Source organism: Enterococcus sp. AAFC-DPL-5182 (assembly GCF_058216605.1).
Genome location: NZ_CM177101.1, coordinates 263,502 through 278,953 on the forward strand (window position 1 = coordinate 263,502; position 15,452 = coordinate 278,953).

Here is a 15,452-nt window from a genome sequence, read left to right on the forward strand (position 1 = left end):
TCATTTTTCCAACGAATGCAAGATGAAGTTCATAACGAAAGCGTTACTAATGGATAATGGGAAAAGGAGTTAGTCAACAATTATTACTAAATTCTGGGAGCATTACTATACAGAATAGTATTATTTTGAATTGTAGGGCCATATAGCTATAGACGAAAGGATTATTTGCAGAAGGAGGATCATTAAAATGACGATATTTAATAAAAAATTGTAAAGACGCACCACAGCTCTTTTGTTTACCTCTAATTAGTGGTAAAATTATTGCTATCAGTCTAAAGATTAGTCGGGGTGTCGATGTGAAAAAATTTAATCCAAATAAAAATATAATTATCACGCTGATCATAGTGATCATCGTGGTTACGATCATTAGTTTGACCGCTGCTCATAGAGCAAACAACGGGAAAACCAATCTTGGTCAATCAGCAGTCAATGATAGCGTTGGTTTTGTTGACAAAGTTATTTCATTTCCGGGAAGAGCAATCAGTAACGGAGTATCATCAATCAGCACACTTTTTAACACTTACGATGAAAATGCACGATTAAAAGAAAGAATCGATGGATATGGCGAACTTTCTATCCAAAATGATAACTTAAAAAAAGAAAATGAAGCATTGAAGAAAGAACTAGCACTGAATGAGACACTAGGCAATTATGAAAAAGTGACAGCAACAGTTGTTACTCGATCTCCTGACATGTGGCAAGATTTACTAGTTGTTGATCGAGGCTCAAATGACGGTATCGAACCCAACATGGCAGTTCTAGCTCAAAAAGGGTTGATTGGTCGTGTTGTAGAGGTGAACGCAACATCGTCTAAAGTCGAACTATTAACATCGAAGAACCAAAATTCTAATCATTTTCCAGTTCAAATCAACTCTGAAAAAGGTGATTCATATGGATTGTTGAAAAAATACGATGATAAAGAAAATACATTGATCGTCAGCCAATTGGTAGGAGATATGGATATCAAAGAAGGCGATATTGTTCAAACATCTGGATTAGGCCAAAATTCTCCAGCGAATCTACCGGTCGGTGTGGTTCAAAAAGTTAAACCAGATAGTTATGGCTTAGATCGCGAAGTTTATATCAAACCTTACGCTGAAATGTATAACATACCCGTCGTGACAATCATCAAGCGATTAGCTGGAGCGGGGGAGTAAGATGCACATGATCCGAAAAGAAAATGTTAAATATTATGCGCCTGTAGTTTTCTTTTTACTGATGCTGATCGATGGTCAACTGACCCAAGCTGCGCGGAATATAACGGACAATATCTATTTTGCGAATGCTCATTTTTTATTACTGGCATTTTTAATGGCAGTTCCTAATCTCTCTAAACGTTATTTGCTGATCACAGCACTTGTTTTAGGGATGGTTAGCGATAGTTATTATATTGGGATCATAGGGATTTATACGGTGGCATTAGTAGCGACTGTTATGATGATGTATCGTTTCCAGCGAGTGGTTCACACAAACTTAATCACAGCTTTTTTTGGAATGATTATTTTTGTGACGACATATGAGCTGATTGCGATGGGGCTGCAAATCATTTTTCACATATCAAATGTGGCACCATTATTATTTATCACGAAAGTTTTAGGACCAACATTGCTTTTTAATATGTTGATATTCGTTATTTTTTCTTATCCATTAAAAAGACTATTCGCTAATGAATAGTCTCTTTTTATGTGGCTAATGAACGAAATATTACAATTGATATTATTTAAAAGCCTGCGGAATTAGGCTTTTGATTGATTTTAGGTGTTATTTAATTCTGTTTTATGAAACAATTTTGTAATATCTCTTTTATCTGTATGTCATACTGCTATGTTACAATTAGCACGTTGCCAATTTAATGAAGACGAAACAATACTTAGAACTTATAAAATACATAACGTAAATGTCGGAGGAATAAACGAGTGAAAAAAAGTATATTATCAGCATTGATGGTTTGTTCAATTACGCTTACCTCAGTTGCTTTACCTGCGGCTGCAGTTGCAGATGACTATGATACCAAGATTGAACAACAAGATGAGATCATCAATGGACTAAAAACAAAAGAATCAGAAGCTGCTACTAAATTATCAGCAATCGAGTCAGACATGTTAGCTACAGCAACTAAAATCGATGAATTAACAGCGAAGAAAAAAACACTTAAAGATGAAATCACAAAGTTATATGGCGAAATTTCTGATCTGAATGTCCGTATCCAAAAAAGAGAAGTCCAAATGCGGAATCAAGCGCGTGATGTTCAAGTAAGTGGAACAAGTACTAGCTATTTAGACGTGATCATCAATTCTGAATCTATCTCTGATGCAATCAGCAGAGTTCAAGGGATCACGACATTAGTAAATGCAAACAATGACTTATTAGAGCAACAGACGTCTGATAAAAAAGATGTAGAAAAAAAGACAAAGACTGTAGAATCACAAATCTCAGTTTTAGAAACATCTACAAAAGAGCTGAATGCTAAAAAAGCGTCTTTAGATACTTTGAAGCTAGAACTAGAAATTGCTAAAAATGATTTAGAAGCACAGCGCTCAACAGAAGAAAATAAAAAATCTGAGTATGTTGAACAAAAAGCCGCAGCTCAAAAGAAATTAGAAGAAGAGCAAGCTAAGCAAGCGAAACAAGCCGCAGCACAAAGAAAAGCAGAAGCAGAAGCTGCTAAGAAACTTGCAGAAGCACAAGCTGCAAACCCAGGACTTGTTCAAACGAATCTTGTAGAAGAAAATGGTACAACTAATACAACACCAGAAGCACCAAAACCAGTTGAAAAACCTAGTGGTAATACTGGTGGTGGCAGCAGTATCGGTACTGGCGGCGTATCAGAAGCGAAGAAAAAAGCAGCACAAATCGCTTTAAATGCTGTCGGCCAAACAAACCCGACAGGTTGGGGTCAAAGCGGTGAGTGTATTGTAGCTGTACAAAATTGGTTAAATGCAGCAGGTATTAGATTCTCACCAGGAGGTCCTCATAGTGGCTACACACAATCAGGAGCAGTTCAAGTCTCTTGGTCTGATGTTCAAGTGGGAGATGTCGTACAATACGAAAATTCTCTTAGCCCTGATGCTTGGTTAGATGGGGTTCATACTGTCTTAGTCGTTGGTGTCAACGGTAGCTCTGTTCAGATTGTTGAGTCAAATAATCCAGCAGGTTCTGGTTATGTGTCAACAACTACAGGTTGGACACCAAGTCCATATGCAGCAAACTTTAGAGCTGTTGTATGGCGCTTTCCAGGATAATTTAAGCGAATAATCAAATCCCTACTCATGAAATCAACTGGATTTTGTGGGTAGGGATTATTTGTAATTTATCGTTTATTGACGTATGGTGAGAGAGTTGGTGCTGCGTTTGTGTTTTTTCTCATTTTATAATCAAATAGCATAGTATAGAAAACAAGGTGAAAAGCTTGATTTCATAGGAGTGTTACGAGCTTAAAAAAATTTTTAAGTTGTCATTTTTAACAATCAAAAATGAAATACTCCTGTAACATTAATTTTATATGTATGACATGTGATTATGATACAATGATTTCGTTGTCAATATAAGAATGAAAATTACTCAAACAATGAACGAATTTATTATAAGCAAAAAGTCGGAGGAATGAATTTTGAAAAAAAGTATATTACCATTACTAATGATTTGCTCATTAACCCTTACATCTGTAGCAATGCCATTGATTTCATCAGCAGATGAAGTGGACTCGAAAATTCAACAAAAAGACCAAACAATTTCAGGATTAAAATCTCAAGAAGCTGATGCTCAAAGCCAAGTGGCTGCTGTACAAAGCCAAGTAGCTTCTATCAACGAAAAAGCAGATACATTATTAGCTGAACAAGGCAAATTAAGAAAAACTTCTACTAGCTTAGAAAAAGAAATCAAACAATTAACAAAACGTATCGACAAACGTGAAGTAGCTATCCAAAATCAAGCACGTGACGTTCAAGTGAACGGTAACAGCACAAGCTACATGGATGCATTATTGAATGCAAAATCAGTTTCTGATGCCATTACTCGTGTAACTGCAATGTCTACGATTGTTAATGCAAACAATGATTTAGTAAAACAACAACAAGAAGATAAAAAAGCAGTTGAAACTAAGAAAACTGAAAACGAAGATAAATTAAAAGAATTACAAGATAACCAAGTAGAACTTGAAGCACAAAAAGGCGAACTTGTAAAAGCAGAGGCAGACTTGAATGTATTACAAACATCATTAGCTGCTGAAAGAGCAACTGCTGAAGATCAAAAAGCTGGATTAGTGAAAGAAAAAGAAGCAGCGATCGCAGAACAAGCTCGTATTGCTGAACAAGAAAAAGTAGTAGCTGCTAATGCTAAAAAAGCAGCTGAAGAAGCTGCAGCTGCTAAAGCTACAAAACCAAGCACTACAACTACTTCATCTACTGAAGAAGCAACAACAGGTAATTCAGTAGAAACTGGCGGAGGTAACGATGTAACACCACCTACACCAGATAATGGCGGAGGTAACGATGTAACACCACCTGCACCAGATAATGGCGGAGGTAACAATGTAACACCACCTGCACCAGGTGGCGGCGGTGGCGGATCTTTACCACCATCAACTGGCGGATCTGCAATCTCTATCGCAGCGGCACAAGTTGGTAAACCATATGTTTGGGGTTCTAAAGGTCCAAACAGCTTTGACTGTTCAGGTTTAGTTTACTACGCATTTATGAACTCAACTGGCCGTAATGTCGGTGGATATACAGTTGCACAAGAAAGTGCTGGTACACGTATTTCTGTAGCGGAAGCTCAAGCTGGAGACTTATACTTCTGGGGTAGCCCAGGTGCTTCTTACCACGTAGCGATTGCTACAGGTGGCGGCGGTTATATCCACGCTGGTAATGAAAGTACAGGCGTTGAATACAGCAACGTTGGTTCATTTACACCAAGCTTCGCTGTACGTATGTAATCAAATTTAACCTAATAATTTAAGAATCAGACAGTTGTCTGGTTCTTTTTTTTGTTAAATATACCAAAAAAAGAAGTTTCAACGGATCTCTCGTTGAAACTTCAAATTGTTACTTAATATATTCTTCTGTCAATTCCATAAACTCATTTACATCTTTGATGACTTGATCGATCCCAGCTTGCCAGAAGTCAGGTTTGGTTAAATCGACATCAAGATGTTTCTTAGCTAAGTCTTCTGAAGTCATTGATGCAGTGTCACGAAGTAAGGCAATGTATTGATCTTCAAAATCACTGCCTTGTTTATTCGCATAGGCATAAATCCCCATACTGAACAAGTAGCCAAATGTGTAAGGGAAATTATAAAAAGGCACATCATCAATAAAGAAATGCAGTTTACTTGCCCAAAAATGAGGATGATAAGTCCCTAAACTATCTTGATAACTTTCTTTTTGAGCGTTAAGCATCAACTCGGTTATTTCGTCTTCACTAAGCAATCCTTTTTGACGAGCTTCATAAAAGCTATTTTCAAAAATGAAACGAGAATGGATATTCATAAACATCGCAATGGCATTTTGCATTTTAGTGTCTAGTAAATTAATTTTTTCCTCTGGTGTTTCTGCTTTTTTCAAGGTTGCATCTGCGACAATCAATTCTGCAAATGTACTAGCTGTTTCTGCGACGTTCATCGCGTATTCCCGATCAAGTGCTGGAAGATCCCACATCACGCTACTATGGAATGCATGGCCTAATTCGTGAGCTAGTGTTGCTACTTCATTGATTGAATTGCCAAAAGTCATAAAAATTCTAGATTCTTCCGTTTCAGGAAGTTCTGTGCAGTATCCACCTGGGCGTTTATCTGGACGATCTTCTGCTTCAATCCAGCTTTTTTCAAATGCTTCTTTAGCAAATGTAGCCATTTTAGGACTGAATTTTTCAAAGTTTTCTAAAATAAATTCAGCTGCTTCGTCAAAGCTGTAAGATTTTTCCTTTAAATCGCCTAAAATGATCGGCGCATCTTGATCTTGCCAGTCCATTTTCTCTTTTCCAAATAATTGAGCTTTACGTGTCAAGAAATCAATAAAAGGTTGTTTGTTCTTTTGGATCGTTGCCCACATAACATCTAGTGTTTCTTTTTGCATACGGTTATAGTTCAATGGTTTTTCTAAGAAATCAGAGACACCATGAAGCTTATAGTCACTTAAGCGGAATCCGTCCAAGTGATTTAAAGTATCCGCTAGCAAGGGTGCTTTCTCACTCCAAGCTTTTTCCCATTCTTTGAATAGTTGTGCACGAACATCTGAGCTAGGATCGCTCATCATTCGGTTAAATGCTTGTCCAGCTGAAAGATCTGTTGTTTGATCTCCTTCTTTAAATGGAATTGTGATGCTAGCAACAATCGTATCATAGTGACTGCTCCAAGCGTTAAGACCGTCCAAGGACAATGTATTGATGATATTTTCTTCTTGCTCAGATAATAGTTGCATACCGTCACGACGGATTTCATTTAAACGAAAAGCGATGGATTCAAATGCTGGTAAAGTTGTTAAGGTTTGCCAATGCTCGTCGGAAATTTCTGTCAATTTTTTTGTGAAAATAGTTTCTGCTAATTGGATCGCTGGTAGTAATGAGAAAAGGTCACCTGATAAAATTTTTGCTTTTTTATCTTTTGTATCGGCAGATGATAGTGCTGTGATAAAGCTACTACATTGAGAAAATCCGTTTGAGATGTTTCCTTGCAAAGATATAATTTTTTGTAACTCTTGATATTCAGCATCATTTTCTGGTGCCCACTGTTCGATCAATTGGTGATAATCACGGCTTTGATCTTTTAATTTTGTTAATCGTTGTTCCAATTTTGCGGAGTGACTGCCTCCTGGGAAAATGCTATCTAAGTCCCAAACGAGTGAATAAGTCATGTACGATACCTTCTTTCTTAAATCTATTTCTTCTAGTATATCATAAGAAAAAAAGTTTGAGCGATTGTTTATTTCGCCGAAAAAGGCTACTATAGTAAATGGAATGAGGTGACGAATTGAAAAAGCAGTTAAAAAACAGTAATTTTTATATATTTATGGCATTTTTGATTATGGCTATTTTATTTTATAGTTCTTCTCAAACCTATGAACAACAATCACAGGTTGGATTACTAGATAAACTATTGAGCAACCATCCATTTGAAGAGCAACTCAAAGGAATTTCATTTAGCTATGCTGGAAGTGAGGTAAGTATCCAAGCGAAGGGATATGCAAAATTTGTGGAATTCTTTATTCGTAAAGGCGCTCATTTTGGCACCTATTTTTTATTAGGCGGTAGTTGGTTCATCGGGTTGAACATGAAAGTCAAGCAACCGCTTTTGATAGGTGTTGTAGCGTGGCTTACAGCAACAGGATATGCTGGTTTGGATGAATACCATCAAATGTTGACAGGTGGGCGAACTCCGCTATTTCAAGATGTCATGCTAGATTCTATAGGGGCACTTACTGCAGTTTTTCTTTGCTTACTTGTGATCGGCATCAAAAAATTGAGGAAAAAATAAATTAGACAGAACGACAAAACGAAGTTCATTCAATTTTTCGCTACAAAAGTTGATAATTATAATAAATGGCAAAAGGTGAGATTACTCTGAACCTTTTGCTATTTATTTTTATAATTTAATTCAAAAAATCAGTCTCAAGCTGGATGAAAATCAGAATAAAAAAATCTAATATAATAAGGAAGGACGAAATGAGCCAGGAAGGAGTGTGCGGCATCTAATGAAACATTTCTGCAAATCAGTACTGATGATACTGTTTATTATAGTAATCAGCATCATCGGACTTAGAATTTATACTTATAATAATACATCTACTGCTGCAGCGATGATCGATTACTTTAATCCATTAGTCAAAACCGCAACTCTTTATACTAAAACAACTGAAAACTATGATTATACCTATCCAGATGCAGTTAGCAAAATAGAAAATTTTGCCTATGTTCAAACTTGTTATACGGATAAAGGAGAAAAACGAAAACTAGAATACATTTCATTTGGAAAAAAGTTAAAACCAGATAAATTTCTTAGATTAACAGTAAAAGGTCAGAACGTTATGAATTGGGAAGAAATCGATAAAGGTGATTTACCAGATAATATAGTGCCATTATTCTAGTTAGATGAAAAATTTCTTATGTAGAAGATAGCTAAATTTAAAAGAATGCCGTCTATACTTATAGTAAGGAGTGATTCATCATGGAAATTATGACTATCAATAGAAATAACACAAGAGATACTACAACGATTACTGGTTTGGGGATGTTAGCGTATCGTATTTTTCCAGACACGGAATGCATCAATATACAATTGTTGAGTGGAGATCAAGAAGAGTCTACGATCCCTTTTAAAACGGGTGAAACGGTGATATTGCGCGGCGTTGAAATTCGTCTAGAAATTATTGAGTGATCCAAACAAAGCAGGTAAAACAACCTATTTTACAGTTGTTTTACCTGCTTTGTTTATTTAGTCTTTAAAAATAGAATACTTTTCCTTAAACGGTTCAACCCTTCAAGCAGTTTATCCTTAGAGCAACCAATATTTAAACGTAAAAATGACGTGCCGGATTGACCATAAGTTGCGCCAGACATAATAGCTACTTTTCCATGATAAACGAGAGCTTTTTGGATTTCTTCCATTGAAAAAGGTAATTGAGAACAGTCGATCCAAAGTAAATAAGTTGCTTGTGAAGAAACAACTGTTAATTCTGGTAAAAATGCCTGAATGAACGTTTCTGTCAGCTGAACATTTTGATCTACATAATCATTTAATTGATCCAGCCAAGCGCCGCATTGATTATAGGCTGTGATCGTACTTAGCATACCAAAGATGCTTGTAGAAGAAAGGCCATCACGATTTTTCAGTAGCATCAAAAATTTTTCTCGTAATTCAAAGTCTGGAATCATCAAATAAGAAGCAACTAGTCCAGGAGTATTGAACGTTTTACTAGCTGAAGTGCACAAAGCTAGATTATTTGGATCTTTGGCATCTTTTAAAATAGGTGTATGTTGCTGCCCATTACGTAAAATATCCATATGGATCTCATCAGAAACTAGAAAAACATTATATTTTTCGCAGAGAAAAATAATTTGTGCTAATTCTTCCTTTGTCCAAACACGACCAGTGGGGTTATGAGGACTACAAAGTAAAAAGATTTTGCAGTCTGGATGTTTCAGCTTGAGTTCTAAATCATTGAAATCCATGGTATATTGATTATTTTGATACAAAAGGTTTGTTTCGACTAAGGTTCGATTGTGCGCTTCAATCATCTTAAAAAAAGCGTCGTAGGCAGGTGTTTGAATTACGATATGGTCACCAATCTCTGATTTTAGTTCAATTAATTTTGAAATCGAATAAATAACGGATGGACTATAAATGATCCATTCAGGATTGAACAGATAGTCAAATCTTGTGCGATACCATTTTTGAATACTTTCTTTAAACGAACTATGATTCCAACGAGTATAACCAAAAACAGGATGACTGATTCGCTCTTGAAGTGTCTCTAGGATCTCTTTTGGAACAGCAAAATCAGTATCAGAGACCGTAAACGGTAGTAAATCTGCTTGACCAAAACGATCGGCAATATAATCCCATTGGGTACAAAAAGTCCCTGTTCGTTCCACGATTTTATCAAAATCTATTTTTTCTTTCATTTATTTCCTTCCTATTCCATCAAACTTTCAAGCTCATTTTTTACTGTGGCGACTTGAGTTCCAATAATGACTTGAAGGTTGTTTGCATCTAATTTTATAACACCGATAGCACCTTGATTTTTCAATTCCTGTTCACTTACAATCGTCATATCATCTACAACTAAGCGTAGACGGGTAATACAATTATCTAATGAAACAATATTTTTAGGTCCTCCTAATGCGTCTAGGATCAAAGGTCCATTGTAATTGCCTTTTTTCTTATAAGTTCGCTCTTTTTCAGAGACATCTTCTGTTACTAACTCTCGGCCAGGTGTTTTCAAGTTGAATTTTTGAATCGCAAACTTGAAAACAACATAATAGACTACGAACCATAGCGCTCCAACGAGCAAGACGAAGTACCATTTTGTATAGGTTCCTTGTAAAATACCAAAAATTAAAAAGTCCAGAACACCGCCGTCAGTATTGCCGATAACTACTTGAAGTAACGCCATGAGCATAAATCCTAAACCTGTCATGATGACATGGAAGCCATACAAAACAGGGGCGATAAACAAGAATAAGAATTCAATTGGTTCCGTAATGCCGGTAACAAAAGTAGCAATGACTCCAGAAATCAAAAGGCCTTTGATTTTATGGCGATTCTGAGGTAATGCTGTTCGATACATCGCTAAAGCTGCTGCAGGAAGTCCAAACATGAAAGTAGGCATTTTCCCTTGGGATAGAAAGGCCGTGGCCGCCGGACTGATAGGAGAACCACTTTGTAGTTGGGCATAAAAAATATTCAATGCTCCAGATACGCTGTGCCCGTCTACGATTTGTGTACCGCCAGCTTCGGTAAAACGAATCATTGAAACCAAGATATGATGTAAACCAAATGGGAGTAATAAACGCTCACCCGCACCGAATAAAAAGGGACCGAAAATTCCTGATTTTTGAATCGCAAACCCCACACTGTTGATTCCTAGTGCGAACAATGGCCAAATAACTGGGATTATGATACCAATGATCGCCATAACAAGAGACGTGATGATTGGAATAAATCGAGCACCGCCAAAAAATGCAAAGGCATCCGGCAACTGGATTGTATAGAATTTACTATGTAATAAATACACAATGATTCCAACAATAATTCCGCCAAGTACCCCCATTTCTATCGACTGCATCCCTAAAACCATTCCTTGTCCCGCTTCACGCAAGTGCTCTGGATCAGCCAATTTACCCGTTTCAGTCAAATAAAAATGAATAGATAAGTTCATGACAACATAACCGACGAAACCAGAAAACGCTGCGACTCCTTTTTCGTTGCGAGCTAAGCCTAATGGGATCGCCATTGCAAATAATAATGGTAAATAAGTAAAAGCAAAACCACCAACCGTGGACATAAATCGAAAAATAACTTGCAGCCAAGGCTGATCTAAAAAAGGAAGTATCTCGATGGTTGAAGGACTAGAAAATGAACTGCCGATTCCTAAAATCAGCCCCATAAAAGCCAGTAATGCTACAGGCAACATAAATGTTTTCCCGATTCCTTGAAAAAACTCCCAAAAACTAAATTTCTTTTTCACGCTGTAATTCCTCCTTTGAATAAGAAAAGCTAGATAGTTCTTTATCAATAGCTTTAGTTTACGTGGGGAAACACACGAAAACAAGCGCTTTCATAAATGCTGGAAGGACTTTCAAAAAATGTACGAGGTTTCATTTTTCTACATAGGTTTCAATATAATGAAGGATCAAGAGTTCTAATACAAGATGCATAGGAATTCGTGAACTCATGTCGATTTCCCCATAATAGCCATTCGTCACTTTGACATGAAAGACCAATGTCGCTAATTCTTCAAGTTGACTATTTTTAGAACCAACGATTGCAATGATAGGCACTTTTTTTTCTTTTAAAATAGCTACATATTCAAGGGGAAGAATGGTTTCACCGCTGTAACTGACAAGAATCGCTGTGTCAGATGCAGTTAAATGTTCGGCAACGATCCGTAATTCGTCCCAATCTTCGCGTGCATTCGCAATTCTGCCAGCGAAAGTCAATTTTCGTGCTGCTTCAAAACAGCAGGAATAAGAGCTTCCGACACCAAAAAATTCTACACGTTGACTCTCTGCAAGCAACTTTGCTCCCAACTCTAGATTTTCTTGCTTCACTAACTGTAATGTTTCACTGATCTCATTTTGAACACGTTCAGCCAATTGAGTGAAGTTCGCAGAAGGTTGGTAAATCGGGCGTTGCTCTTCTTCTAAATGATGGATCAAAGTATATTTCAACTCTTGAAACCCAGAATAACCGAGTGCCTTACTTGTTCGGCTGATTGTTGCAGTTGACACATAGACTTTTTTTGCCACTTCATCAATGCGGCTTTGGGCAATTACTTCTGGATTTTCAATAATATAGGCTAGAACCTGCTGCTCTAAACGACTTAGTTGATCTTGATGTTTTTGCAGTTTCTTTAAAAATACGCTCACTATTTTTCCCTCTTTTCAATGAAGTACTTTCGTTTTGTTCAGTATAGCAAATAGCGAGAATAAGAGTAAAGGTTGCAACTATTAAGAAGCATAGTAAAATAGAAGGTAACTGAACTTAATTGACAGGTTCGTAAAACGTTATTACACGGGGAGGAATAAACAATGGCAGGTCACAGTAAGTGGAAAAATATTCAAGGGCGAAAAAATGCGCAGGATGCAAAACGAGGGAAGATTTTCCAGAAATTATCAAGAGAAATTTATATGGCAGCTAAAGCAGGGGGCGCAGACCCAGCCACAAATGCGGCTTTAAGACTTGTAATGGATAAAGCAAAAGCGGCTAATATGCCTAATGACAACATCGATCGAGCAATCAAAAAGGCTAGCAGCGCAGGTGAAAATGAACATTACGATGAGATTACTTATGAAGGATACGGCCCTGCTGGTGTTGCAATTTTAGTCTATGCATTAACGGATAACCGAAATCGGACAGCAACCAATGTGAGAGTTGCATTTACTAGAAATGGTGGTTCTTTAGGTGAAACAGGTTCCGTTAGTTATATGTTCGACCGTAAAGGCTATATCGCAATTGAACGTGCAGGTCTGTCTGTTGATGAAGATACGATGTTTGAAAATGTACTAGAAGCTGGTGCGGAGGATCTAGAAACATCAGAGGACGTATTTGAAATTTATACGGCGCCAGAAGACTTTACCACTGTCCGAGATATACTGGAAAAAGATGGTTACACTTTAGCTCAAGCCGAATTAACTATGATTCCTCAAACATTAGTCGAGTTAGACGTGGATCAACAAGAACAACTGCAGATTTTGATCGATAAGCTTGAGGAAGACGATGATGTGTCTGAGGTTTTCACTTCAGGGGATATGTGAGTCGTTAATATAGAAAATTGTTACAAATGATGACAGATTGTTGTCATCATTTGTATGGTAATTTATAGTCATCACATGAATGGAGATGATTCTATGAATTATAAAGTAGAACAAAAAGAAGCCTTTACCGTCACAGGTCACAAACAAGAGATGACCAAGATAGAGCAAGACGAAAATTATTATGAAATATCACGTTTTTGGTCGAGCTTGACCGAAGAAAAAATCAATCGATTAATGTCGGTAACAGATGGAACGATTCAAGGATTACTAGGTGTTTCTGATAGTAATAACAGCCAACAGCAGTTCAATTACATGATCGGTACAAAGACAAGTCAGGATAAGGCTATTTTGAATGATTTAGCCGAGATCCACTTTCCAGCTTCAAAATGGGCAATCATTGAATGTATTGGCGCAATTTCAGCAGGTGTCAAAGCACTTGAGGAACATCAACCGTTTGAACCGAATGTTTTGATGCAATTAAAACACAGCACACTTTCGCCGTGGGCAGATGAGGCAATGTGTGAAAATATTGGAATTCCAAGAATTGAGTTGTATCCATTGGGTGACATGGAAGCGGATAACTATAAGTGCGAATTATGGATTCCTATCAGTGAGAAAAAGACAATAAAAGAGGGGGAAAATGAAAGAATTTTCGGATACAAATGTGGCTGCTATTTTTGAGCATTATCCTGAACGATTTCGCAAACCACTATTAGCACTTAGAGAATTGATTTTTACTACAGCTTCCGAAATCGCAATAGTAGGTGAGTTGGAAGAAAGCTTAAAATGGAATCAACCTTCTTATGCAACGAAAGTAACAAAATCAGGAAGTCCGATTCGTATCGATCGTTTTGGTTCTGAAAACATAGCACTGTTCTTTCATTGTCAAACGACATTAGTGGAGGAATTTAGAGCGTTGTTTAGTGATGTTTTCGAGTTTTCGAAAAATCGAGCGATTGTGCTGGATCCTGAAAAAGATTTACCAGTCAATGAGTTAGCGTTTTGTATTGAGAGAGCACTAACTTATCATAAAAAAAGGTAATAGGCTATTAAAATAAGGGCTATGCCACACAACATTTTATCAATTGTGTGGCATAACCCTTATTTAGTTTCGTTCAATAAACGTGTATGGAATTGTTTTTGTGCTAATTTTTTCCTCTAAAAGTAGATGAAAAGCTGCTTCCCCACATTGATCTATATGATGATCGATCGTAGAAAAGTGGAGCAGTCTGCTGGAAAGCAGATTCTCTTCCCCGATCACCATTACTTGATCTTGGGAGATAATTTGTAAAATTCCAGCAGCGACATCATCTCCGTTGGTGACGATCACATCAAGCTCGGACAATGTTGCAAAATGACTACCTGCTTTTATACCATCTTCGTATGAGCGGCAGTTTCTAACGATCAGTGATTCATCCAAACAGCCAATGATCGTGCTATAGGTTTGTAAAACTAAAGCGGTGCTGGCACTCTCTTTTTCAGTTCGTCCAACGGTTAATCCGATGTTATGATAGCCTTGTTTTTTTAATTTAGTAAACAAATCAATATAAGATTCTTCACGCTTGATCGAAACACAGGAAATCGGAAAATTGCCAGTGTCTTCACAACAAACAATCGGTGCATATTTCAGATAGCTCATAATAACTTCAAAAGAAACTTTTTTTGATGTAATGATCATGCCATCCCAAGCTTTTGCAGCTAACTCGTCTAAATAATGCTTTTCAACTTCAGGGTCATAGTTGGTCGGCAGTAATGTTACTTTGTAACCATCGTTAAAAGCCGCTTTCAAGATACCGCTGACGATTTTATCAGAATAGGGATGGTCAGCGTAAGGAATCATAACGGCAATATGTTTGGATCTCCCGCGACTCAACTCTCTGGCTTTTGCATTTGGTATATAATCAAGCTCATGCATGATTTTAAGAATTTTCGTTCGTTTTTCCTCAGAAACATAAGGATGATCATTCAGCACACGGGAAACCGTCGCCACAGAATAGCCAGATAATTTGGCAATGTCACGGATGTTTGCCATAAGCGACTCCTTTCAAACCTAGTAACCAACACTTAATGGGCGCAAAATATCACGTAAAAAAGGCATCAAGTGATTACCATAATCGATAAAGTGATAATGCTCTTCTTCATAATCAAAACAGATAAAATCAAGTTCACCTTCTGCTCCAAAGGTCAATTCTTCTATTTCAGCCAATTTTACTGCTTTATCAATTGGTTTGCAATAGTTATTCAAGCTTCTGATGACAAGTGAGTCTTTCTCAGTTGATAAAGAAACAAAGTAATAATCTAAGCCCAAACGATCTGTCAATTCAAGCATCCCATTCCTCATAAATTGATTCCTCCTGTCTTTTTTTCAACTATAAAGTATGAAACGCGTATCAGGTCAAGAGGTGCGGTCTATTTTATTTTGCTATAAGCGTTGGATGATGATTTCTTTTTCGATTCGATCGATATCGGACTGCTTCATTTCA

Annotated in this window: 16 protein-coding genes; 10 read left to right on the forward strand and 6 right to left on the reverse strand. The window is 37.1% G+C overall.

What is annotated here, in order from left to right; genetic code table 11:
- Window positions 1-296: 296 nt before the first annotated feature.
- From mreC to AC4BB7_RS01240, 4 genes are all read left to right on the forward strand, one after another.
- Window positions 297-1,157: a rod shape-determining protein MreC gene (gene mreC / locus AC4BB7_RS01225; RefSeq protein ID WP_170923040.1), complete on the forward strand. Its 861-nt coding sequence runs from the start codon at window positions 297-299 to the stop codon at window positions 1,155-1,157.
- Window positions 1,158-1,164: 7 nt separating this feature from the next.
- Window positions 1,165-1,674, forward strand: coding sequence for a rod shape-determining protein MreD (mreD, locus tag AC4BB7_RS01230; protein ID WP_086315705.1), 510 nt, complete (start codon window positions 1,165-1,167; stop codon window positions 1,672-1,674).
- Between the two features lie 242 nt (window positions 1,675-1,916).
- A complete protein-coding gene (locus AC4BB7_RS01235; RefSeq protein ID WP_086315211.1) occupies window positions 1,917-3,242 on the forward strand; it encodes a coiled-coil domain-containing protein in 1,326 nt (441 codons plus the stop codon).
- Between the two features lie 368 nt (window positions 3,243-3,610).
- Window positions 3,611-4,933, forward strand: coding sequence for a coiled-coil domain-containing protein (locus tag AC4BB7_RS01240; protein ID WP_490484120.1), 1,323 nt, complete (start codon window positions 3,611-3,613; stop codon window positions 4,931-4,933).
- 109 nt (window positions 4,934-5,042) lie between these two features.
- On the opposite strand, the gene AC4BB7_RS01245 is transcribed toward AC4BB7_RS01240, so the two are convergent.
- A complete protein-coding gene (locus AC4BB7_RS01245) occupies window positions 5,043-6,848 on the reverse strand; it encodes a M3 family oligoendopeptidase (protein ID WP_490484121.1) in 1,806 nt (601 codons plus the stop codon).
- A gap of 116 nt (window positions 6,849-6,964) precedes the next feature.
- Between AC4BB7_RS01245 and AC4BB7_RS01250 the strand changes: the two genes are divergently transcribed.
- The 3 genes from AC4BB7_RS01250 to AC4BB7_RS01260 all read left to right on the forward strand — a co-directional run bounded on the left by AC4BB7_RS01250 (window position 6,965) and on the right by AC4BB7_RS01260 (window position 8,368).
- A complete protein-coding gene (locus AC4BB7_RS01250) occupies window positions 6,965-7,468 on the forward strand; it encodes a VanZ family protein (protein ID WP_086315214.1) in 504 nt (167 codons plus the stop codon).
- Between the two features lie 217 nt (window positions 7,469-7,685).
- Window positions 7,686-8,078 (forward strand): YxeA family protein, encoded by a 393-nt coding sequence (locus tag AC4BB7_RS01255; RefSeq protein ID WP_490484122.1) that lies wholly within the window; start codon window positions 7,686-7,688, stop codon window positions 8,076-8,078.
- 80 nt (window positions 8,079-8,158) lie between these two features.
- A complete protein-coding gene (locus tag AC4BB7_RS01260) occupies window positions 8,159-8,368 on the forward strand; it encodes a hypothetical protein (protein WP_490484123.1) in 210 nt (69 codons plus the stop codon).
- 53 nt (window positions 8,369-8,421) lie between these two features.
- Here the strand turns inward: AC4BB7_RS01260 and AC4BB7_RS01265 are convergent, their stop codons facing one another.
- The 3 genes from AC4BB7_RS01265 to AC4BB7_RS01275 all read right to left on the reverse strand — a co-directional run bounded on the left by AC4BB7_RS01265 (window position 8,422) and on the right by AC4BB7_RS01275 (window position 12,081).
- Entirely contained in the window at window positions 8,422-9,615 is a 1,194-nt protein-coding gene (locus AC4BB7_RS01265) for a MalY/PatB family protein (RefSeq protein WP_490484124.1), read from the reverse strand.
- A gap of 11 nt (window positions 9,616-9,626) precedes the next feature.
- Window positions 9,627-11,126 (reverse strand): maltose/glucose-specific PTS transporter subunit IIBC, encoded by a 1,500-nt coding sequence (gene malX / locus AC4BB7_RS01270; protein ID WP_490485108.1) that lies wholly within the window; start codon window positions 11,124-11,126, stop codon window positions 9,627-9,629.
- Between the two features lie 184 nt (window positions 11,127-11,310).
- Entirely contained in the window at window positions 11,311-12,081 is a 771-nt protein-coding gene (locus AC4BB7_RS01275) for a MurR/RpiR family transcriptional regulator (protein WP_490484125.1), read from the reverse strand.
- A 162-nt stretch (window positions 12,082-12,243) separates the two neighbouring features.
- On the opposite strand from AC4BB7_RS01275, the gene AC4BB7_RS01280 reads away from it, so the two are divergent.
- The 3 genes from AC4BB7_RS01280 (at window position 12,244) to AC4BB7_RS01290 (ending at window position 14,011) form a co-directional block, all read left to right on the forward strand.
- On the forward strand, window positions 12,244-12,969 hold the full coding sequence (locus AC4BB7_RS01280) for a YebC/PmpR family DNA-binding transcriptional regulator (protein WP_490484126.1): 726 nt from the start codon (window positions 12,244-12,246) through the stop codon (window positions 12,967-12,969).
- A 93-nt stretch (window positions 12,970-13,062) separates the two neighbouring features.
- Window positions 13,063-13,650, forward strand: coding sequence for a GyrI-like domain-containing protein (locus AC4BB7_RS01285; RefSeq protein WP_490484127.1), 588 nt, complete (start codon window positions 13,063-13,065; stop codon window positions 13,648-13,650).
- Entirely contained in the window at window positions 13,610-14,011 is a 402-nt protein-coding gene (locus AC4BB7_RS01290) for a DUF1801 domain-containing protein (protein WP_490484128.1), read from the forward strand. Before AC4BB7_RS01285 ends, AC4BB7_RS01290 begins: the two co-directional genes overlap by 41 nt.
- Window positions 14,012-14,074: 63 nt before the next feature.
- Here AC4BB7_RS01290 and AC4BB7_RS01295 read toward each other — a convergent pair whose 3' ends face one another.
- Together AC4BB7_RS01295 and AC4BB7_RS01300 are read right to left on the reverse strand one after the other, a co-directional pair.
- Complete coding sequence (locus tag AC4BB7_RS01295) at window positions 14,075-15,001, reverse strand: LacI family DNA-binding transcriptional regulator (RefSeq protein WP_490484129.1); 927 nt, start codon at window positions 14,999-15,001, stop codon at window positions 14,075-14,077.
- A gap of 18 nt (window positions 15,002-15,019) precedes the next feature.
- Entirely contained in the window at window positions 15,020-15,310 is a 291-nt protein-coding gene (locus AC4BB7_RS01300; protein ID WP_490484130.1) for a hypothetical protein, read from the reverse strand.
- Window positions 15,311-15,452: the final 142 nt, after the last annotated feature.